This window comes from Centipeda periodontii DSM 2778 (assembly GCF_000213975.1).
Lineage (GTDB): Bacteria > Bacillota > Negativicutes > Selenomonadales > Selenomonadaceae > Centipeda > Centipeda periodontii.
This window is the reverse complement of the sequence record NZ_GL892076.1, coordinates 1,334,462-1,356,564: the sequence shown is the minus strand read 5'-3', so window position 1 is coordinate 1,356,564 and position 22,103 is coordinate 1,334,462. Positions and strand designations below refer to the sequence as shown.

The window sequence follows — 22,103 nt, the reverse complement described above, 5'->3', positions numbered from 1 at the left end:
TAAGGGAAAGATATGTCCTCCGCAATTACTCCCCCAAAAAATTCTCCGCTGCAAAGGTACTGACCGATAGATGCTCCCCATCTGTGCGAAAGACGATGGCGCCGTCCCTGTCCGTGCGGAGCGTTCGTGCCCCCATATGCTCATATCGTTCCAGAACAGCGGGGCGCGGGTGTCCAAAGGAATTGTCCGCTCCGACACAGTAGACGGCATAGAGCGGATTCACTGCCCGAACGAAATCCTCACAGCTCGACGTATCTGAGCCGTGGTGCGGCACCTTGAGCACCGCCACATGAAGGTCCGTTCCGTGTGCGATCATTTGCTCCTCGTGTTCCTTTACGAGATCGCCGGTAAAGAGAAAGCTTGCATTCCCATAGCGGACGCGATAGACATTCGAAACCTCGTTCCCCGTCGTATGCTCCACACTGTCATAGGCGGGTGCATAGAGAACATCGACCGTCACTCCGTCTAACGTGAAGGACTCCCCCTCCACCGCTCTGCTCAGCTTCATCAGCAGTGGGTTGGCGTCACCGAGGCGCATACTCCGTGCATATGCCGCCGTTCCCTCATCGGCGGTATAGACATGCCTCACCGGCATGCGTGAGAGAATAGCCCCTGCTCCTGCCGTATGATCCTCGTGCGCGTGTGAGAGGAAGATATAGTCCACCTCGCGAATGCCGTAGTGCAGGAGGTATGGAACATCGACACGCGCGCCGATGTCAAAAGCGCCGTCGCGCGTTCCGCCCGTATCAAAGAGCATGGCATGACCGTGCGGCGTCACAATGAGAGCCGCATCTCCTTGTCCGACATCAATAAAATGCACTGCCATCTCACGCGGACGCATTGTCTGCCATGAGAAAAGAAAAATAAGGAGAAAAACAAAAACAATTATGATGTAATTCCGAAAAAAATAAATGAATTCCATTGCTTTTGCACGATATTCCTGCGGAATAAATACGATGGAGAGGATTGCATAGTAGCAAAGCCCCGCAGGCAGCCCCATTGACGGGAGCCAAATACTGGAAAGAGGCAGGGCTGCGATCGCCCGCGTCATCTCGAACGTAATTCCGAGGAGCAGGCTGTCAAAGGCAAATACAATCTGACCGAGGACGGGAACAAGAAATGCTGCAATCCCTCCGGCAAGCCCCAAAATGATGATGAGGTCGACCACAGGAACGACAATGAGATTGGAGAGAAGCGATGACAGTGATATTTGATTAAAATGCCATGCGAGGATGGGCAGAGTTGCCAGCTGTGCCCCCATCGTGATGGAAAGACTCGCCGCAACGACGCGCGGCAGACGTTCCATCCACGTGCGCAGGACAGGCGCGAGAAAGAGCAGCCCTGCCGTCGCCAGAAACGAGAGTTGAAAGCTGATATGAAAGAAGAGAAGCGGCGAAACGAGAAGCATCAAAAGCCCCGTCAGTATGAGCAGATATTGTGCGTCGCGCTCCCGCCCGAGAATCAGCCCCAGAAAAGCAACTGCGCCCATAATGCCGGAGCGCACAGCGGGCGGGACAAGACCCGCGAGAATCACGTAGACGATAATCGCAAGGATCACCGCAGCCGCCGAAATCCAGCGCGGCAGACGAAAGAAGAGCGCCATCCATGCAATGACGGCTGCAAGCAGGCTGATATGGGAACCGGATACGGAGAGAATGTGTACGATTCCCGTAGTCGTAAATGCCTCAAGCAGTTCCGGACGTATCCCTTCATATCCGCCAAAGAGCATGGCGAAGATTGCGGCAGCATCAGCGCGCGGCATAACCTCTGCCATGCGCTCGAAATAGTGGGCGCGCACCTGTGCCGCCCACCGGAGAAAAGCCTGCGCATAGGTCGGCTCTTCATTGGATTCAATCTCTATGCTGTTTTCGCGCGCGGAGAGTCTTGCTGTGATGCCCTCACAGCGCAGGAGATATCGCGTGTTGATCTGCCCCGGATTTTGATAGTATGTAGGGCGGCGAATTTTTCCCTCTGCCGTGATGCGATCCCCAATCTGCCCGACAGGCTCCTCCTCTGCAGAGTCTCGCCTCGTGTAGATATAGATTTTGCCGCTCCCCGCCTGTTCCTCACGCCCCTGTTCAATCCCGCGAATGGTAGCCGTATAGCGTATGTGTTGAATCCCGTCTGCATCCGTTGTCACTCTGGGCGCATCGGTCAGAACTCCGTGGATACGCGTATCTTGCCCCGTCATCTGTGAAATATCATGGGCAGGGAGCTCGTATGCGGCTGAAAAACGAAAGAGCCCCAACATGAAAAAAAGCCCCACAAAGGCGATCCATGTCCGTTCACTCTGTTTCAGAACAAGGATGCCGGAGGCAAGTGCAGCGGTGAGCAAGGGTGCAATCAGATATGGAAAATATGCTGTAAAGGACATATGCAACCATGCACCGCAGAGAATTCCAAGTCCGAACGCCGCGAGGAGACCGCCGAGGAACGAGAGCTGATACTGCCCCATCTTCATATGGTCACCTTGTCTTTCAGTTTTTCAAATTTGGCATTGCCGATGCCGCGCACTTTTTTGATGTCTTCGATATTCTGGAAGGCTCCGTTCGTTTCACGGTATTCGATAATGCGCGCGGACATCGCAGGTCCGATGCCGGGGAGTTCTTGAAGTTCCTTCTCACTCGCCGTATTGAGGTTGATCTGCCCCTCGGCGTTTTTTCCGGTCAACGCATTTTTCGGACGTTCGACATCACCGCCGATGCGCTCGGGCACACGAACCTGCATGCCGTCCTCAAGAAACGCCGCCATATTGATGCGGTCGATATCCGCCGTTTCGATCACGCCGCCCACGGCGTTGACCGCATCGGCGACGCGTTGTCCTTCCGTCAGCATGACCAACCCCGGCTTTTTCACCTCGCCCGTCACATAGACGACGATGGAGCGCGGCGCAGCTGCCTTCTCGGTCGTTCCCTGATCGAGTGCAATTGCCTGCTGCTCCGTATAGTAGCCATACATGGTTCCGCCGAGAACGGCAAGGGCAAGAATGAGCAAAATAAGGAGGGATTTTTTGAACATCGGCATATGACCAGCTCCCTCAAAAAATGGTCGCTATGAGCGGATGAATGCATTCCTTAATACACATTCCGTCCGCTGAAAATCTCGATCATCTCGCGTCTGAGACTCGTGCTGATGAGCAGACGCGTCTTTGGCGGTATCTCATCGACATCGGTATTGAAGAGATAGTTTTGCAGCTGTGGCTCCTTGATCAGCATACGCGTGTGAAAAAGGCTCGCCTGATAGAGGTTAATATCTACGGCATCGTACTCATCGAGAGTTTCCTGCTTGATAAACTCCTGAATGGAGGTCATCTTGCTGTCCATGAACAGCTTGCGCCCCTGTAGATCACGCGTAAAGCCACGCACGCGATAATCCATCGTGATGATATCCGAGTCGAACTGGCTGATGAGATAGTCGAGCGTCTGCAGCGGCGTGATCTCACCACAGGTCGCCACATCGATATCCACGCGGAACGTGGCAATGCTCGTATCGGGATGAAACTCGGGATAGGTGTGCACCGTTACATGGCTCTTATCGAGATGGGCGAGAATCGTCTCCGGTGCATGCGGCTTTGCGTTCACGGGTTTTTTGCTGCCGGAGACGACCGCCGCCTCCTCTGCAATCAGCATAGTGACGCTTGCCCCCTGCGGCTCATAGTCCTGCTTGGCAATGTTGAGAATCCGCGCGCCGATCATATCCGTTACCTGCGAGAGAATCTTCGTGAGTCGATCGGAATTGTATTGTTCATCAATGTATTTAATATAATCCTTCTGCTCACGTGCTGATTTCGCATAGCAAATATCATAGATATTAAAGCTCAACGCCTTAGTGAGGTTGTTAAACCCATATAATTTCAGCTTCCCATCCAATGCCGGAGTTCCTTCCTTTCTCACAGTGACGAGTTCGATCGTCATTAAACGCCTTATTTTTTGTTATTTATCGCGCGTTTATAGTTATTTATAGTTATTTATTTAATTTGTTTTCGGCGGATGTTTTTTCTTCCAGTCTTTGATCCAGTCAAGCCGTTCCCGAAAGCGTCCCTCCATCCCCTGCTCCGTCGGATGATAATAGGATCGACCGACAAGCGCGTCCGGCAGACACTGCATATTGGTGATATGCTCCTCCGTATCATGCGCATACTGATAGCCCTTGCCGTAATCCATATCCTTCATGAGCTTGGTCGGTGCATTGCGAATGACCAACGGCACGGGTTCTGCGAGCATCGTACGTGCATCCGCCGCGGCGGCGAGATATGCTGTTTCCATCGTGTTCGACTTCGGCGCAAGCGACAGATAGATGACCGCCTCGGTCAGGTGGACGTTGCACTCGGGGAACCCGATGTAGTGACATGCCTGATATGCTGCAACAGCGATCTGGAGCGCCCTTGGATCGGCAAGCCCCACATCCTCTGCCGCGAATCGCGTTACCCTCCGTGCTACATAGAGGGGATCCTCTCCTGCCTCGAGCATGCGCGCGAGCCAGTAGACCGCCGCATCCGGATCGGAGTTGCGCATCGATTTGTGCAGAGCAGAGATGAGATTGAAATGCTCCTCCCCGCTCTTGTCATAGAGGAGGGATTTGCGCGAGATACACTGCGCCAGATTCTCCTCGGTCACATAGATTTCTCCATCGCGCTCATCCGCATTCAGAACGAGCATCTCAAGCGTGGAGAGTGCGCTGCGCGCATCGCCGTTTGCAAAGGCAGCGACTGCCATCAGTCCGTCTTCGGAAAGATGGATGCGCTGACTGCCGAGCCCCCGCTCGGAGGAGATGGCGTGCTGAAGCAGACGCTTGATGTCCTCCGTATTGAGTCCCTGGAGTACAAAGACGCGGCAGCGTGACAAGAGTGCACTGTTGATCTCAAACGAGGGATTCTCCGTTGTCGCTCCGATCAGCACAATGCTCCCTTTCTCTACGAAGGGCAGAAAGGCGTCCTGCTGTGCCTTGTTGAAGCGATGGATTTCATCGACAAAGACAATGATGCGTTCGCCGTACATGCGGCGGCGATCCGCCTCCTGCATGACCGTACGGATGTCCTTGATCCCGCTCGTCACCGCAGAGAAATTGATGAATTTTGCCTGCGTCTGCGCTGCGATGATCTGGGCAAGCGTCGTCTTTCCGACACCGGGCGGTCCCCAGAAGATCATGGAGGTGATATGGTCGCTTTCGATGAGGCGGCGCAGCACCTTTCCCTTGCCGAGAAGATGTTCCTGCCCGACAAATTCCGCGAGCGACCGTGGACGAACACGCTCCGCGAGCGGCTGATATGCAGCACGTTCAAAGAGTCCGCCCTGTTCGTCCATCAGCATCGTACCTCCTCCCCATACGCATATTCTCTCACCATGGATTATCGCATAAAAAAGAGACTTAGGCAATTTCTTTTTTCTCATCCACACAAGAAAACGGGATTGCCGCACGAAAGCTTTTCTGTGCGGCGATCCCGTTTCGGTTTGAGTCGTTTATCTATCCGGTTGTATCTCGCTCACGTCCTTGAAGGTGATGGTCACTGTGTTCTTATAGGATAAAGCGTGAAACATCGTGATCGCCCGCAATATCAGCGAGACAGCGGTCGACATAGACAGTATCGATGACGACTTCCTTCTCTTCGAGATCGGGCGCATCGAAGGACAGTTCCTCAAGGAGTTTTTCGAGAAGCGTATAGAGGCGGCGCGCTCCGATGTCCTCGGTCTGCTCGTTGACCGTTTCCGCAAGCTCCGCGAGACGTCCGATGGCATCGTCCGCAAAGCGCAGAGAAACCCCCTCGACGCCAAGGAGCGCACTGTACTGTTTGATGAGCGCGTTTTTCGGCTCTGTGAGGATGCGCTCGAAGTCCTCTTTGACGAGCGACTTGAGTTCTACACGAATCGGGAAACGCCCCTGCAGCTCCGGAATGAGGTCGGAGGGCTTCGCCGTGTGAAACGCACCTGCCGCGATGAAGAGGATGTGATCGGTCTTGACGGGACCGTATTTCGTCATGACGGTAGATCCCTCGACAATCGGCAGGATGTCGCGCTGCACGCCCTCACGCGAGATGTCCGCCCCCGCGCTGCGCCCGTTGCTGACGGCAACCTTGTCAATCTCATCGAGGAATACAATGCCGCTGTACTCGGCGGTATGCACGGCTTCCTCGGCAACCACGTCCATATCGACGAGCTTGTCCGCCTCCTCGGCAGCAAAGATCTTGCGTGCCTGATCGACGGTCACCTTGCGCTTTTTGCGATGCTTCGGCACGAGCTTACCGATCATGGATTGGAGATTATCGCTCATCCCCTCAAGTGATGAACCGGCGAACATATTGCCTGCGGGACGCGCAGACTCCTCGACCTCGATCTCGATTACATCGCTTTCGAGTTCCCCATTTCGCAGGCGTTTCCGCACCCATTCACGCCCCGCCTGATACTTTGGCGGCTCCTCCGCCTCCGCTTTCTCCTCTTGATCGGAAGAGAAAATACTGCTGAGCGGGTTTGTGGATCTTTTTGCCGGGGGGACGAAAACATCGATAAGGCGTTCCTCTGCGTTCTCCTTCGCCTTCTCCTGCACTTCCTCGATCTTCTGTTGGCGCACCATGCGCACGGCGGTTTCGACGAGATCGCGCACGATGGACTCGACATCGCGCCCGACGTAGCCGACCTCCGTGAACTTCGTCGCCTCGACCTTGAGGAATGGTGCACGGACAAGGCGCGCAAGACGGCGCGCAATCTCAGTTTTGCCGACGCCGGTCGAGCCGATCATCAGGATGTTTTTCGGAATGACATCCTCACGCATCTCATCGTCCAGCTGGCGGCTGCGCCAGCGATTGCGGAGTGCGATGGCGACGGAGCGCTTTGCCTCATGCTGCCCCACAATGTATTTGTCCAGTTCGGCAACAATCTCGCGCGGCGTCTGTTCATTGACTCCGATCTGACTCATGATTCCAGTACCTCCACCGTAATGTTATGATTCGTATAGACGCAGATATCCGCCGCAATCGAGAGGGATTCCCTCGCAATCTCGGACGCATCCATTGTGCTATGCGCGACGAGGGCACGCGCCGCAGCAAGGGCGAAAAAGCCGCCCGAGCCAATCGCGGTGCAGTCCCCGTCCGGCTCGATGACCTCACCGTTGCCGGAAATCATAAGAATGCCGTCCTTGTCCGCAACGAGCAGCAGCGCCTCAAGCTTGCGCAGCACCTTGTCCGTGCGCCAGTCCTTTGCCAGTTCCACGGCGGCACGCTGGAGGTTTCCGCTATAGGATTCAAGTTTGACCTCGAATTTCTCGAACAGTGTAAATGCATCCGCAACAGAACCCGCAAACCCCGCGAGAATCTTGCCGTGATAGAGTCGGCGCACCTTGCGGGCATTCGCCTTCATGATGGCGCGCTCACCGAAGGTGACCTGTCCGTCGCCCGCGATGGCAACCTTATCTCCCTTTTTAACGGCAACAATGGTTGTTGCATGAAATGTCATACTGCGTGTACTCCTCTCATATGCTCCGCATGGAAAAGAGCAAGTTCGTCCAATGCGCGCTGTGCAAGCATGCGCTTTTTTTCGGGCTTGCGCGTACGTCTGGGAAGATTCTCGAGCGGAGGCAGAAGTCCGAAATTGATGTTCATGGGCTGAAAATGCGTTGGGTCACAGGATGTGATGTAGTGCGCGAGTGCTCCGTGGCATGTCTTAGTTGGAAACACGAGCGGTTCTCGTTCCACGGCGACGCATACGGCATTCATCCCTGCCATCAGCCCCGATGCCGCCGACTCCACATAGCCCTCGACGCCCGTCATCTGCCCCGCAAAGAAAAGCCGGTCATTTGTCTGAAGCTGGAAGGTTGGACGCAGATGACGCGGTGCGTTCATGAATGTATTCCGGTGCATCACGCCGTAGCGCAGAAACTCCGCGCTCATGAGCCCCGGAATCATCCTGAACACGCGCTGCTGCTCCGGCCATTTGAGCCGTGTCTGGAAGCCGACGATGTTGTAGATCGTCCCCTCCGCATTGTCCTGCCGCAGCTGGACGACGGCGTGGGGACGCTCTCCCGTCTCCGGATGCTCAAGCCCTACGGGCTTCAGCGGTCCATAGAGCAGGGTCGTCTTTCCGCGCAATGCCATGACTTCGACGGGCATACAGCCCTCGAAGAAGATCTCCTTTTCAAAGTCGTGCGCCTGTGCTGTTTCTGCCGTGGTCAGCGCCGTCCAAAAAGCATCATACTGTGCCTCGTCCATCGGGCAGTTGATGTACGCCGCCTCGCCCTTCCCATAGCGGGAGGCACGATACGCTGCACTCATATCAATGCTCGCCGCACTCACCAGCGGCGCTGCGGCATCGTAGAAATAGAGAGAATCATTGCCGAGGAGTCGTGAAATCTCATCGGAGAGCGCGCCATCGGTCAAGGGACCTGAGGCGATGATAACAACGGCATCATCCGTATTCGGAATCTCCGTAATCTCCTCATGATGAACACTGATATGCGGATGCCGCTCAATCTCCTCCGTGACATAGGCGCTGAACTTTTCGCGATCCACAGCGAGTGCCCCGCCCGCAGGAACGGCAGTCGCATCCGCGGCCCGCATAATGAGGGAGTCAAGACGCCGCATCTCCTCCTTGAGGACGCCGACGGCGTTCTCAAGCCCTGCACCGCGCAGAGAGTTGCTGCACACGAGCTCGGCAAAGCCATCTGTCTTATGTGCGGGTGATCTGCGTAGCGGGCGCATCTCAAAGAGCTCCACCTGTGCCCCCGCCTCGGCAGCCTGCCATGCCGCCTCGCTTCCGGCAAGTCCCGCACCAACGACAATGATCTTCATGTACGCGTTCCCTTACGGCGCGTTGTTTTCTTCTTCACGACAGGAGTTTTTTTCTCAGCTGCTGCCTCAGCGCTACCGTTTTCCTTTGCTGCCTGTGCTTGTGCACGTTCCTTCTGCCGTGCCAGCTCCTTTTCAATGGGGCTGCCAATGCGCGAGGAGCACGCTTCATTGCTGCAATAGAGAATGCTGCGCCCCGTGCGATAGCGGTGTTTCTGCATAAATGCGCCGCAGACCTTGCATTTCTCCTGCTGCGGTTCGTCCCACGTCGTATAGTCACAGTCTGGATAGCGATCGCACCCGAAGAAGGCTCGTCCGCGCCGACTCTTGCGCTCAACAATCTTGCCGCCGCATTTCGGACAGGCGACACCCGTATCGCGCAGAAGTGGCTTCGCATTGCGGCAGTCCGGAAAGCCCGGACACGCGAGGAATTTACCGAAGCGCCCCTGCTTGACGACCATCATGCGTCCGCACTTATCACAGGGGATATCTGTGACCTCGTCGGGAAGCTCGACCTCTCCGATAACATCCTCCGCCTTTTTGAGCGTCTCCTCGAACGGATCGTAGAACTTTCGGAGGAGTTCATTCTTGTTGAGCGTGCCGTCCGCAACCTCGTCGAGCTCCCCCTCGAGGTTTGCCGTGAACTTCACGTCCACAATGTCCTTGAAATACTCCTCGAGCATATCGGTCACAATGAAGCCGAGTTCGGTCGGACGGAACTGTTTCTCGCGCCGCTCCACATAGCCGCGCTTCTGGATGGTCTCGATGATCGGGGCATAGGTGCTCGGGCGACCGATGCCCATCTCCTCGAGCGTCTTGACAATCGATGCATCATTATAGCGCGGCGGCGGTTCCGTAAAATGCTGCTCCGGTTTGAGATCGGAGAGTACAAGCACATCCCCCGCCTCGAGTTCCGGCAGAAGGGTGTCCTTCTCCTTCTTTGCAATCTCCGCGCCCACATAGACGGCGGTATAGCCTTTGAACTTCAGCTTCGATCCGTGCGCACGCAGCCGATAGTCCCCCGCCGTAATCTGCGCCGCAATCGTATCATAGACAGCGGAAGACATCTGACTCGCCGCAAAGCGCTGCCAGATGAGTGTATAGAGGCGCAGCTGATCGCGGTTCAGATACTGCTCCACGTCGCTCGGTGTCCGCAGGATGCTCGTCGGACGGATTGCCTCGTGTGCGTCCTGCGCCTTCTTGCCCATCGCATAGATATTGGGGTGCGTCGGAACATAGTCCTTGCCATACTCCTCGCTGATAAAGCTCCGCGCTTCATCGATGGCGAGGTTCGAGATGCGCGTCGAGTCCGTTCTCATGTACGTGATGAGACCGGTCGCTCCATGTCGCCCGAGGACTACGCCCTCATAAAGCTGCTGGGCGATCATCATCGTGCGGCCCGAGGTAAACCCGAGTTTGCGCGCGGCATCCTGCTGGAGCGAGCTAGTCGTAAACGGCGGTGCCGCCTTCTTGCGGCGCTCGCTGCGCTTGACCTCCTTAACGGTGAAATCCTGCCGCGCAAGATCATCGGTCAGCTTTTTCGTCTCTGCCTCACTGTGCAGCGAGAGTTTCTTGCCGTGTGCATGGGTGACATCTGCCGTGAATGCGTTCTTTCCCTTTTTCAGCTTTGCCTCGACCGTCCAATACTCTTCGGACTGGAACGCCTCGATCTCGCGCTCACGGTCGCAGATCAGGCGCACGGTCACGGACTGCACGCGTCCCGCAGAGAGCCCCTTGCGCACCTTGCGCCAAAGGAGCGGAGAGAGCTTATAGCCGACAATGCGGTCGAGCATACGCCGTGCCTGCTGCGCATCGACCTGCTCCATGTGAATCGGGCGCGGGTGCTGCACCGCCTCCTCAATGGCAGGTTTTGTGATCTCATGGAAGACGATCCGACAGTCCTTCTCCGGATCGATATCGAGGATGTGTGCCAGATGCCAAGCGATCGCCTCCCCTTCGCGGTCAGGGTCGCTTGCGAGATAGATCTTGTCCGCATTTTTAGCTTCCTTTTTCAGGGCTCGGATAAGCTCCCCCTTGCCGCGTACATTGATGTACTTCGGAGCAAATTCATTTTCGACATCAATGCCGAACTGACTCTTCGGCAGATCGCGCAGATGCCCCATGGAGGCTCTCACGATATAGTTCTTCCCAAGATGGCGCTCAATGGTCTTTGCCTTCGCCGGCGACTCCACAATCACAAGAATTTTTTTGGTTGATTTCTTTGCTGTTGATGTTGCGTTTTTTGTGCGTTTCACTGATGCTTTCGTTTTGCGTGCAGATGATAGCGTAGCCAATCCATCAGTTCCTTTCAACACGCCGATAGGCGTGCGTTTCATTTTCTGTAATGATTCCCTTCAGCTGCATTTGAAGGAGCAGCAGCGGTATGCTTTCCGTAATATGCTCTGGCAAGCTGTCCATGATTTCATCCATGCTGAGCGCATGGTCAAAGGACAGCACCCGATAGATATGAGCCTCCTCCGGCGTCAGCTGTTCACGCACGGAGTGCTTCGGCGGCTCGACGAGATGCATCTCCTCCAGAATCTCCTGCGGAGACTCCACCAACCGCGCACCCGCACGGATGAGGTTGTGACAGCCGCAGCTCTGCGGTGAGTAGATACTCCCCGGGATCGCATACACGTCACGCCCCTCGCTGAGTGCCATCTCCGCCGTGATCAGAGAACCACTGCGTTTTGCCGCCTCGACCACGAGCGTCCCCTCAGAGAGCCCGCTGATGATGCGGTTGCGCGCGGGGAAAAAGGCGGGCAGCGGCTGCGTACCCGGCGCATACTCGGAGACGACAGCCCCACCTGATTCCACAATCTGTGTGAGCAGGCGTCGGTTCTCGGGCGGATAAGCAATATCGACACCACATCCGAGGACAGCAACCGTCCTGCCGCCGCGCAGCGCGCCGCGATGCGCACGCGTATCGATGCCGCGTGCCGCCCCGCTTACGATGGTGACACCCACCGCCGCAATCCGCTCGGAGAACTCCATCGCCGCCGCTTCCCCATAGGCGGTGAACTTGCGCGCACCGACCACACCGATCCGGCGTGCATCCGGAACAAGTGAACCGCGATAGTAGAGGACGAGCGGCGGATCAAAGATCTCACGCAGGATGATCGGATAGAGATCATCGTCGATCGTAATGAGCTCGATATCCTGTCGTATACAGCTCTCTGCGATTTCCTGCGGCAGATCGGGATGCATATGAATATGCCGCACGAGAGCCTCCACGAGAGCATCCGAAAGAGACCCGAGTGCTCTTAGATGTCCGACATCCATCGACCATATCGCACACGCGGAAGATACGGCTGCATATAGGCGGCGCATCCGCACGCTACCAATCTGCCGACATTGCAGGAGTGCTGCCAGATAATATCGATCCTCCATGATAATACGCTCCCCATATTACATAAATTCATAGCAGATTGCAACCGGTAGTAATAATTTTGTATTTAATGTAGAAATTTCAACGTGGGAATAATTTATCACCAAATACATAGTACAGCATGAGGAAGATAAGAAGACAAAGAAAGAGATCGGACATCGGTCTGCTCCTATAAAAAAAGAGGGGCTATGCCCCTCCCCAGATTCTGTATCATCACATAATGCGGCGTGCACCGATGTAGCACGCACCCCAGTAGCCGCCGTACAGATTGTCAATCGCGACACCACGACTCGACGAGGCATTGATAAAGTTGCCGTTGCCGAGATAGATGCCGACATGCGACGGACCGTATTCATACGTCGAGAAGAATACGAGATCGCCGGGCACCATCTCCGATGACGAAACCGGATAGCCCACATCGTACTGTGCATCTGCCGTGCGCGGGAGATAGATCCCCGCATTCGCAAAGACATAGCGCACAAAGCCGGAGCAGTCAAATCCGGCAGGTGTCGTGCCGCCGAAGGAGTATGGAACCCCGATGTACTGCATGGAGTCCGAGATCACGCGTCGGACAATATAATTGGAACCGCGGCTGACCTGTGGCATCGACTTTCCAAGAAGTGCCTGATACGTCGCGGCACCGACCATCCCGTCGACAGCAAGTCCCTGCGCCGCTTGGAATTCCTTCACCGCTTCTGCCGTTGCAGGACCGAAATCCCCGTCAGCGACAACGTCATAACCAAAACTGGACAGCTGTCCCTGGATCTCAGCAACATCTGTGCCCTGATCGCCAAGCTGGAATGACTCTGCACTCGCAACAGTTACGGAACAGAGAAGCATTGCGGATAATGCAAGAATCTTGATTTTCTTTCGCAAGCAAACACTTCCTTCCACCGATACTCAAGGAGTCCCTGAGTACATCAAAATGTTTCTTTACATAGCATTGGCTGTGAGAAACCAATAAGCCGAGTTCTGTTCCGCCATAGAGGCGGCGACAATCATTTATCTGGGACGCCCGTTGCCGGACGCCTCGAGCGACACTACCCGGAAGGTCGACGGGCCGTCTTAGCCCTTCCCTATTTGGTCTTGCTCCATGTGGGGTTTACCAAAGCCAGCCGGTCACCCGACTGCTGGTGCGCTCTTACCGCACCTTTCCACCCTTACCGATCAGAAATCGGCGGTTTAAATTTCTATAGCACTGTCCCTAAGGTCACCCTCGCCGGAGGTTATCCGGCACACTGCCCTGTGGAGCTCGGACTTTCCTCGCCCATGCAGATGGACGCGATTGTCTCGGTTTCTCATACCAACGAGGGGATTATACCACATATGGGGTATAGGTGTCAAAAGTCACCCTAGCCCTTGTTCTATATGGGATGAACAAGATACCTGCGAACAGAAAATCTCTTTTATAAGAAAATCTTTCATAAAATTTAAGCATATTCCCACGCTTTTGCAATAATCCCTTCGATATTGGAAATCTGATTCTCATGCAGATAGCGACCAAGACCATCACAGATCTTCATGGTGACCATTGGATCAATGAAGTTTGCCGTTCCGACCGCAACGGCAGAAGCACCCGCGAGGAAGAACTCCACGGCATCCTGCCACGAAGCGATCCCCCCCATCCCGATCACGGGAATCTGAACGACGTGCGCCACATCCCAGACCATACGCACGGCAACGGGTTTGACGGCAGGCCCCGAGAGTCCGCCCGTGCGGTTCCCGAGCACGGGACGACGGCGATTGATGTCAATCTGCATACCGATGAGCGTATTGATGAGCGAAATCACATCCGCCCCTGCCGCTTCTACGGCAAGTGCCATCTCCGTGATGCTCGTGACATTCGGCGAGAGTTTGGCGATGACCGGCTTCTCGGATACTGCCGAAACCGCGCGCACGACATCCGCTGCCGCACGCGGATCAGTTCCAAAGACAATACCGCCCTCCTTGACATTCGGGCAGGAAATGTTAATTTCAAGCGCGACAACACCATCGACATTGAGGCGCGTGGCAAGCTCCGCATAGTCCTCCACCGAGCCGCCGGAGATATTGACGATGACGTTCATGCCATACGGCTGAATGCGCGGCAGAATCTCCGTCAGGAAGTGATCTACGCCCGGATTTTCAAGCCCGATGCAGTTGAGCATCCCCTGCGGCGTCTCTGCAATGCGTACACCGTCGTTGCCGCGCCGTGGAGCAAGCGTCGTGCCCTTGACCATGACGCCGCCGAGGCGTGCCAGATCGACAAAGTCCGCGAACTCCTCGCCAAAGCCAAACGTCCCCGATGCCGTGAGCACGGGCGTCCGCATCTCAATGCCCGCAATATTTGTGCGGAGCAGATCGTCATACGGATACGTTGTATCATTATGAGGCATAGTACACCTCCGCAGCGGGGAAAACGGGACCATCCTTGCAGACCTTGCGCCGCCCGCTCTTCGTATCCACGGCGCAGGACAGGCAGGCGCCCAGTCCGCACGCCATGCGCTTCTCGAGCGAAACCTCACAGGGAATCCCGTACTCCGCTGCGATTGCCGCAACGCGTTCCATCATGACGGGCGGCCCGCAGACCGCAACGCCGTCATAGTCGCCCTCCGCGAGAAGTTTTGGTAAAAGCGTCGTCACAACCCCCTGCTCACCATAGGAACCGTCATCCGTCGTCACAAAGCATTCACGCACATGCGGACGGTAGATCTCCTCCCAGAAGACCTCCCCGCGCGTGCGTCCGCCCATCAGGACGGAAACATTCGGATGCTCTGCTGCAAAGAAGAGCAGCGGTGTGAGCCCCATGCCGCCGCCGACAAGAAGAGGATGCTTCAGCGATGTATCGAAACCGCGCCCCAGGGGACCGAGAACAGAAACAGATGTCCCCGTCCACATCGCAGCGAGCCCCTCCGTGCCGCGCCCGACCTCTCGATAGATCAGGCGTATCCAACCGGCTTCGCGCGAAACCTCTGCAACACCGAGGGGACGGCGCAGATAGCCCGCGTCTGCCGGCACGGAGATCTGCACGAACTGCCCCGGCAGAGCAGACCGCGCAATCAGAGGGGACGCAAGCGTCAGTATATCGACGCCCGCGATCGGGGCTTCATGCGAGAGAATCTGTGCCTCCTCGATTACCTTAGGCAAGGTCATCCCCTCCGCCGACATAATCCTGAATCGCAAGTGTATAGACCAGACGGCGATTGCGCATAAACTCAAGCACGCGCAGCACCTCCCATGCCGTATCGAGTGAGGTGAGGCAGGCAATGCCGTGTTCCACTGTAGCGCGGCGGATTTTGAAGCCGTCGCGCGCGGAGTGCTTGCCCTGCGTCAGCGTATTGATAACCATGTTGATCTTGCCGTTCTTAATCATCTCGATGATGTCCGAGCTGCGTTCATGCACCTTGCCGACAACCTCCACGTCGATACCGAGGGAGGCAATCGCCTTCGCCGTCCCTTCCGTCGCAACGATATCGAAGTTGAACTCGGAGAACGCCTTTGCGAGCTGCTTGAGCTCCTCCTTATCCTTGTTCGCGACCGTGAAGAGAAGGCAGCCCTTCGTCGGGATATTCAGCCCCGAGCCGACAATCGCCTTGTAAAGCGCACGCGCATAGTGATAGTCCAGGCCCATGACCTCGCCCGTCGACTTCATCTCGGGACCGAGGGAGATGTCGACATCCGTCATCTTTGCAAACGAGAACACGGGGGCCTTGACCGCAACGTAGGGACGCGGCGGAATGAGCCCAGAGTGGAAGCCGAGCTCCCTCAGCGCCCTCCCCATCGCGACCTGCGTTGCAATGCCGACCATGTTGACGTTCGTGATCTTGGAAAGGAACGGAACGGTGCGGCTCGAGCGCGGGTTGACCTCGATGATAAAGACCTCGTCACGCGCCACCACAAACTGAATGTTGAGCAGCCCCTTGACGTGGAGCGCAACGGCGAGGCGCTTTGTATAGTCGATGATGGTATAGATCACGCGTGCGGGCAGCGTCTGCGGAGGATAGACCGCAATGCTGTCGCCCGAGTGGATGCCGGCACGCTCGATGTGCTCCATGATACCGGGGATGACGACATCCACGCCGTCGGAGATGGCGTCGACCTCGACCTCCGTCCCCTGCATATAGCGGTCGACAAGCACGGGATGATCGGGCGTTACCTTGACCGCACGACTCATGTAGTCGCGCAGTTCCTCCTCGTTGTAGACAATCTCCATCGCGCGACCGCCAAGCACGTAGGAGGGGCGCACCATGACCGGATAGCCGATGCGTGCGGCACCTGCTACGGCATCCTCGAGATTGGTCACACTGATCCCTTCGGGGCGGGAGATGCCCGTCTGCGTCAGCACCTCGTCGAAGCGCTCACGATCTTCGGAGCGGTCGATGTCATTGACGGAGGTACCGTAGACACGGAGTCCGGCGCGCTCGAGTTCTGCCGCGAGATTGATCGCTGTCTGACCGCCGAACTGGACAATGACGCCGTCCGGCTTTTCCTTGTCCACAATGTTCAGTACATCCTCCACAGTCAGCGGCTCGAAATAGAGGCGGTCGGAGATATCAAAGTCCGTACTGACGGTCTCCGGGTTGTTGTTGATGATGATCGCTTCGATGCCCATCTCACGCAGTGCCCAGACCGAGTGCACGGAGCAGTAGTCGAACTCGACGCCCTGCCCGATGCGGATCGGTCCGGAGCCGAGTACAATCACCTTTTTCCGCTCGGAAACAGCAACCTCGTCCTCGGTTCCGCGGAACGTGGAGTAATAGTATGGCGTTATTGCCTCAAATTCTGCGGCACAGGTATCGACCATCTTGTAGCACGGCAGGATGTTGTGCGTGCGGCGCATCGTACGAATCTCATCGCGCGTCTTCTTTGTAAGCTCGGCGATGGATACATCCGCAAGTCCAACCCACTTTGCCGCCGCAAGCAGTTTCGGCGTGAGCGGTGAAGCCATAAGCTGATTCTCCACATCCGTGATGTGCTTGAGCTTATGGATAAACCACCTATCGACCTTCGTGATATCCGAAATTGCATCGACCGTCAGCTTGCCGCGCCGAAGTGCCTCGGCAATGACGAAGATGCGCTCATCGTTGACGAAGGAGAGCTGCTTCTCCACACGATTGTCGTCCCACTCGGCAAAGCGATCGATATAGAGGCGGTTCACGCCGATCTCAAGCGAGCGCACCGCCTTGAGGATGGCACCCTCAAAGCTGCGGTCAATCGACATAACCTCGCCCGTCGCCTTCATCTGTGTACCAAGAGTATGGTCTGCGTAAATAAATTTATCAAACGGCCAGCGTGGAAACTTCACAACGCAGTAGTCGATCGTCGGTTCAAAGCACGCCTTTGTCTTCTTCGTGACGGAGTTGACAATTTCATCGAGCGTGTAGCCGATCGCAATCTTCGAGGAAACCTTTGCGATCGGGTAGCCCGTCGCCTTCGACGCAAGTGCCGAGGAACGACTGACGCGAGGATTAACTTCGATGACATAGTATTTATCGCTCTTCGTATCGAGTGCATACTGGGCGTTGCAGCCGCCCTCAATACCCAGTTCGCGGATGATGCGAAGGCTCGCACTGCGCAGCATCTGATACTCATGATCCGTCAGCGTCTGTGCAGGCGCAACAACAATACTGTCACCCGTATGAACACCAACGGGATCAAAGTTCTCCATACTGCAAACGGTGATGCAGTTGTCATTGCCATCACGGATAACCTCGAATTCGATTTCCTTCCATCCCGCAACACTGCGTTCGATGAGCACCTGACCGATCATCGAGTAATTGAGCCCCTTGATGACAGTGGCGATGAGCTCTTCTTCATTCTCCGCAATACCGCCGCCCGTCCCGCCCATTGTATACGCAGGACGTACAATGACAGGATATCCGATGCTGTTTGCAAAGGATACAGCTGCGTGGACATCCTCAACGATCGTACTCTCCGGAATCGGTTCACCGAGCTTTTCCATCGTTTCCTTGAAGCGCTCACGATCCTCTGCCTTCTCGATTGCCTCGAGCGATGTGCCGAGGAGTTCCACACCGTGTGCTGCCAGAACGCCCTTCTCAGCAAGCTGAACGGCAAGGTTCAGCCCCGCCTGACCGCCGAGTGTCGCGAGCAGTCCATCCGGCTGTTCTTTGGAGATGATCTCCTCCAAGAATTCCACCGTCAGCGGTTCGATATAAACGCGGTCCGCAATATTTGCGTCTGTCATAATGGTCGCGGGATTGCTGTTGACGAGCACCACTTCGATGCCGTCCTCCTGGAGCGCCCGGCATGCCTGCGAACCGGCATAGTCAAACTCTGCTGCCTGTCCAATGATGATGGGACCGGAGCCGATGACCATGACCTTCTTCAAATTTTCCTTGCGCGCCATACGTCACTCCCCCTTCATCAGATTCCAGAACTCATCAAAGAGATACATATTGTCGTCCGGTCCCGGTGCAGCTTCCGGATGATACTGTACGGAGAAAATCGGCAGAGACGTGTGACGCAGACCTTCGATCGTATTGTCATTGACATTTATATGTGTAACAATAAGAGGCGTCCCCTCAAGGGAATCAGGATCAACAGCATAGCCGTGGTTCTGCGCAGAGATATGCACCTTGCCCGTCTTGAGATTCTTGACCGGCTGGTTGCCGCCGCGATGCCCGAACTTCATCTTGTACGTCTTTGCCCCGAACACAAGCGCGAGCAGCTGATGCCCAAGGCAGATGCCGAAGATGGGCTTCTTGCCGGAGAGCTTTCGAACTTCCTCCACAATCTCCGGCACATCCGTCGGATCCCCGGGACCATTTGAGAGAAATACACCGTCGGGATTGAGCGCAAGCACCGCCTCCGCACTCGTATGCGCAGGTACAACGGTCACCTTTGCACCTATGCGGTTGATGTTCTGCAGAATACTGCGCTTGACACCAAAATCCATCGCCACAATATGCGGCGCATCCGGCATATCGGTCTCTAGGGTATAGACCTCCGGCGTCGTGACAATCTCCACGACATTGCGTGGAAGCTCTTCACTTTGCAGTGCCGCAATCTCTCCCTCTGCCATATCCGCAGGAACAATGACGCCCTTCATCGTACCTGCGGAACGAATACGACGGGTAACCGCTCTTGTATCTACATTATAAAGACATGGAATATTGTTCTCTGTCAGAAAGTCGGTCAAACTCTCCTCAGACTGCCAATTATTCGGCGCATCACAGAGCTCACCGATCACGAATCCGCGCACGAAGGACTTGCGGGACTGCATGAACTTTTCAGCAACGCCATAGTTCCCGATCAGTGGATACGTCATCGTGAGAATCTGTCCGCAGAAGGAAGGATCAGTCAGACTCTCCTGATAGCCCGTCATCGTGGTCGTGAATACGACCTCACCCACGGCTTTCGCACCACTGTGGAGCAGTTCGCCCGTATAGACGCTGCCGTCCTCCAGTATCAGTTTTCCTTTCATACGACAATGACCCCATCCTTCATAACAATCTTGCCGTCGACAACGGTGAGCACCGCTTTTCCCTTGAGCTGCCGACCGTTGAATGGAGAATGTCTGCCTCGCGTATAGAACTGATTCACATCGACCGTCCAGACAAAATCAGGATCGATTACCGTGACATCGGCAGGTGCACCTTCTCCGAGTGTTCCCGCATTCAGCTTGAATACGCGCGCGGGTCCGTACGTCATGCGTTCGATCAGCATTTCCAGTGAAATCTTTCCCGTATGGACAAGATCGGTGAGAAGCACGCCGAGCGCCGTCTCAAGACCGGGGAATCCGCTGGGCGCATAGATGTATTCACGATCCTTCTCCTCGGGCGCGTGCGGCGAGTGGTCGGTGACGATCATATCGATCGTTCCGTCAAGCAGCCCCGCAACCATCGCTTCAATATCCTTTGCCGTACGTAGCGGCGGATTGACCTTTGTCGAACTGTCGCGCGGGTCGACACATTCGTCTGTCAGCGTCAGATGGTGCGGCGTAACCTCAGTCGTCGCGCGCACGCCGCGCGCCTTTGCCTCACGTACAAGCTGTACTGCACGTCCCGAGCTGATATGTGCGACGTGCACATGAGCACCCGCGTACTCTGCAAGCATGACATCGCGCGCAACAGCAATGTCCTCCGCCACAGTCGGACGCCCCTTGATACCGAGCATCGCGCTCCGATGGCCCTCATTCATCGCGCCGTCCTCGACGAGGGAGGGATCTTCCTCGTGATTGATGATCGCCTTATCAAAGGGAACAAGATAGTCATAGGCACTGAGCAGCACCTTTGCCGAGGGATCAAAATGCCCGTCATCCGAGAAGGCGACCGCCCCTGCCTCGACCATATCGCCGAGCTCCGCGAGTTCCTTCCCCTCCTGATTCTTCGTCACTGCGCCAATGATACAGATATGGATGACAGAAGCGTCCTCGGCGCGCTTTATGAGGCTTGTGACAAGTGCTGCATCATCCACCACAGGCCTTGTATTCGGCATCGTCGCAATCGTCGTATAGCCGCCCGCCGCACCTGCGCGCGAGCCGGAGGCAAAGTCCTCCTTCGCCTCCTGTCCCGGCTCCCGGAGATGCGTGTGCATATCGATAAAGCCGGGCGTCACAATCTTACCGGAGGCATCATATACTTCAGCGCCGTCTGCGCTCAAATCTTTGCCAACCTGACGAATTACGCCGTCCTCAATGAGAACATCACAGATTTCATTACGCTTTGCGGCGGGATCGATCACACGTCCGCCCTTGAGGAGCAATGCGCTCATTAGGCTTTCCCTCCCATCAGAACCAAGGTAAAGAGCGCCATGCGGATGGCAACTCCGTTTTTCACTTCCTCCTGAATCCGTGACTGCACACCGTAGGCAACGGACTCCGAGATCTCCCAGCCCTTGTTCATGGGACCGGGATGGAGAACGAGAGCATTATTCGCCAGCGCCAGACGCTCGTCATTCAGACCGTAGATGCGGGCATACTCGCGCGTCGATGGGAACATGCCGCCCTTCATGCGCTCGAGCTGGATGCGTAGCACCTCGATCACATCTGCCCCCTCGATCGCATCCTCGATGCGGTCATGGATGGTGATGCCCTCCTCCTCATGCAGAAAACGCGGCATGAGTGAGCGTGGGCCCGCGATATGTACGTCCATCCCCATCTTGCGCATGCCCTGAATATCCGAGCGCGCCACGCGGCTGTGTAGCACATCCCCGAGGATAGCGACCTTCAGCCCAGCGAGTTTCCCTTTGTTCTCCTCGATCGTATAGAGGTTGAGCAGCCCCTGCGACGGATGGGCATGTGCACCGTCCCCCCCATTGATGATAACCGGCGTAACGGCATCGGCAGCGTATGCGGCGGAGCCCTCCGCCTTGTGACGCATGACAATCGCGTCCACGCCCATCGCCTCGACCGTATAGAGCGTGTCGCGCAGGCTCTCGCCCTTTACAATACTCGATGTGCTCGCCGCGATATTCACGACATCCGCACCAAGATACTTGCCCGCAAGCTCGAACGATGTGCGCGTGCGCGTGCTCGGCTCGTAGAACAGAGTGACAATCGCCTTTCCCCTGAGTGCCGGCACCTTCTTAATGTCACGACCGATGATGTTCTTCATCTCGCGCGCCGTGTTCAGAACAAGACGTATCTCCTCCGCCGAAAAATCCTCGAGCGCAAGAACATCCCGTCCCTTGAGTGATATCTCCTGACTCATGTGCATCCCCTTTCAACAATAAAAAAGCTTTCTCATGCCAAAAGAAAGGCATAAGAAAGCTTCGCATTCTAAAATTGGATAGACCGATGACACTGTGTATTTCATTGAAAACTCCCTTAAGGCCTCACAGGACCTCTTAAAAGGTAATATGTTCAGAAGAGCCGATACAACTCTCCCTTTATATTCCACATTATAGCGTTTTCTTCTCAAAAAATCAACAGGGAACGATCATCTCATGTCAGGTCTTCCATGGATCGGGTATATCTGAACACAGCGAATACCACGATCCCTT

Annotated in this window: 16 protein-coding genes and 1 other RNA gene; all 17 read right to left on the bottom strand. The window is 55.8% G+C overall.

The window, feature by feature from the left end; all coding sequences use genetic code 11:
- Positions 1-25 precede the first annotated feature (25 nt).
- The 17 genes from HMPREF9081_RS05985 to HMPREF9081_RS05910 all read right to left on the bottom strand — a co-directional run bounded on the left by HMPREF9081_RS05985 (position 26) and on the right by HMPREF9081_RS05910 (position 21,817).
- A complete protein-coding gene (locus tag HMPREF9081_RS05985; protein ID WP_006306175.1) occupies positions 26-2,461 on the bottom strand; it encodes a DNA internalization-related competence protein ComEC/Rec2 in 2,436 nt (811 codons plus the stop codon).
- Positions 2,458-3,024 (bottom strand): helix-hairpin-helix domain-containing protein, encoded by a 567-nt coding sequence (locus HMPREF9081_RS05980; protein ID WP_006306174.1) that lies wholly within the window; start codon positions 3,022-3,024, stop codon positions 2,458-2,460. The genes HMPREF9081_RS05985 and HMPREF9081_RS05980 overlap by 4 nt, the downstream gene beginning before the upstream one ends.
- 50 nt (positions 3,025-3,074) lie before the next feature.
- Positions 3,075-3,869 (bottom strand): adenosylmethionine decarboxylase, encoded by a 795-nt coding sequence (gene speD, locus HMPREF9081_RS05975; RefSeq protein WP_040394658.1) that lies wholly within the window; start codon positions 3,867-3,869, stop codon positions 3,075-3,077.
- A gap of 102 nt (positions 3,870-3,971) precedes the next feature.
- Positions 3,972-5,303, bottom strand: coding sequence for a replication-associated recombination protein A (locus tag HMPREF9081_RS05970; protein ID WP_040395511.1), 1,332 nt, complete (start codon positions 5,301-5,303; stop codon positions 3,972-3,974).
- A gap of 211 nt (positions 5,304-5,514) precedes the next feature.
- Positions 5,515-6,909: an ATP-dependent protease ATPase subunit HslU gene (hslU, locus tag HMPREF9081_RS05965; protein ID WP_006306170.1), complete on the bottom strand. Its 1,395-nt coding sequence runs from the start codon at positions 6,907-6,909 to the stop codon at positions 5,515-5,517.
- On the bottom strand, positions 6,906-7,445 hold the full coding sequence (gene hslV / locus HMPREF9081_RS05960) for an ATP-dependent protease subunit HslV (protein ID WP_006306168.1): 540 nt from the start codon (positions 7,443-7,445) through the stop codon (positions 6,906-6,908). Before hslV ends, hslU begins: the two co-directional genes overlap by 4 nt.
- Positions 7,442-8,776: a methylenetetrahydrofolate--tRNA-(uracil(54)-C(5))-methyltransferase (FADH(2)-oxidizing) TrmFO gene (trmFO, locus tag HMPREF9081_RS05955; RefSeq protein WP_006306166.1), complete on the bottom strand. Its 1,335-nt coding sequence runs from the start codon at positions 8,774-8,776 to the stop codon at positions 7,442-7,444. The genes hslV and trmFO overlap by 4 nt, the downstream gene beginning before the upstream one ends.
- On the bottom strand, positions 8,773-11,109 hold the full coding sequence (gene topA / locus HMPREF9081_RS05950) for a type I DNA topoisomerase (protein ID WP_174262944.1): 2,337 nt from the start codon (positions 11,107-11,109) through the stop codon (positions 8,773-8,775). The genes trmFO and topA overlap by 4 nt, the downstream gene beginning before the upstream one ends.
- Positions 11,072-12,163: a DNA-processing protein DprA gene (dprA, locus tag HMPREF9081_RS05945; RefSeq protein WP_040394651.1), complete on the bottom strand. Its 1,092-nt coding sequence runs from the start codon at positions 12,161-12,163 to the stop codon at positions 11,072-11,074. The genes topA and dprA overlap by 38 nt, the downstream gene beginning before the upstream one ends.
- A gap of 211 nt (positions 12,164-12,374) precedes the next feature.
- Positions 12,375-13,037 (bottom strand): C40 family peptidase, encoded by a 663-nt coding sequence (locus tag HMPREF9081_RS05940; protein ID WP_006306162.1) that lies wholly within the window; start codon positions 13,035-13,037, stop codon positions 12,375-12,377.
- A 70-nt stretch (positions 13,038-13,107) separates the two neighbouring features.
- An RNA gene (gene rnpB / locus HMPREF9081_RS12850) (RNase P RNA component class A) lies at positions 13,108-13,462 on the bottom strand.
- 129 nt (positions 13,463-13,591) lie between these two features.
- Positions 13,592-14,536: a dihydroorotate dehydrogenase gene (locus tag HMPREF9081_RS05935; protein WP_006306161.1), complete on the bottom strand. Its 945-nt coding sequence runs from the start codon at positions 14,534-14,536 to the stop codon at positions 13,592-13,594.
- Positions 14,526-15,308, bottom strand: coding sequence for a dihydroorotate dehydrogenase electron transfer subunit (locus HMPREF9081_RS05930; RefSeq protein ID WP_006306160.1), 783 nt, complete (start codon positions 15,306-15,308; stop codon positions 14,526-14,528). Before HMPREF9081_RS05930 ends, HMPREF9081_RS05935 begins: the two co-directional genes overlap by 11 nt.
- A complete protein-coding gene (carB, locus tag HMPREF9081_RS05925; RefSeq protein WP_006306159.1) occupies positions 15,280-18,507 on the bottom strand; it encodes a carbamoyl-phosphate synthase large subunit in 3,228 nt (1,075 codons plus the stop codon). Before carB ends, HMPREF9081_RS05930 begins: the two co-directional genes overlap by 29 nt.
- Before the next feature lie 3 nt (positions 18,508-18,510).
- Positions 18,511-19,584, bottom strand: a complete 1,074-nt coding sequence (gene carA / locus HMPREF9081_RS05920) for a glutamine-hydrolyzing carbamoyl-phosphate synthase small subunit (protein ID WP_006306158.1) — start codon at positions 19,582-19,584, stop codon at positions 18,511-18,513.
- The gene (locus HMPREF9081_RS05915; RefSeq protein WP_006306157.1) at positions 19,581-20,873 is read right to left on the bottom strand and encodes a dihydroorotase; all 1,293 of its coding nucleotides are present in this window, start codon (positions 20,871-20,873) and stop codon (positions 19,581-19,583) included. The genes carA and HMPREF9081_RS05915 overlap by 4 nt, the downstream gene beginning before the upstream one ends.
- Complete coding sequence (locus HMPREF9081_RS05910; RefSeq protein WP_006306156.1) at positions 20,873-21,817, bottom strand: aspartate carbamoyltransferase catalytic subunit; 945 nt, start codon at positions 21,815-21,817, stop codon at positions 20,873-20,875. Before HMPREF9081_RS05910 ends, HMPREF9081_RS05915 begins: the two co-directional genes overlap by 1 nt.
- Positions 21,818-22,103 lie beyond the last annotated feature (286 nt).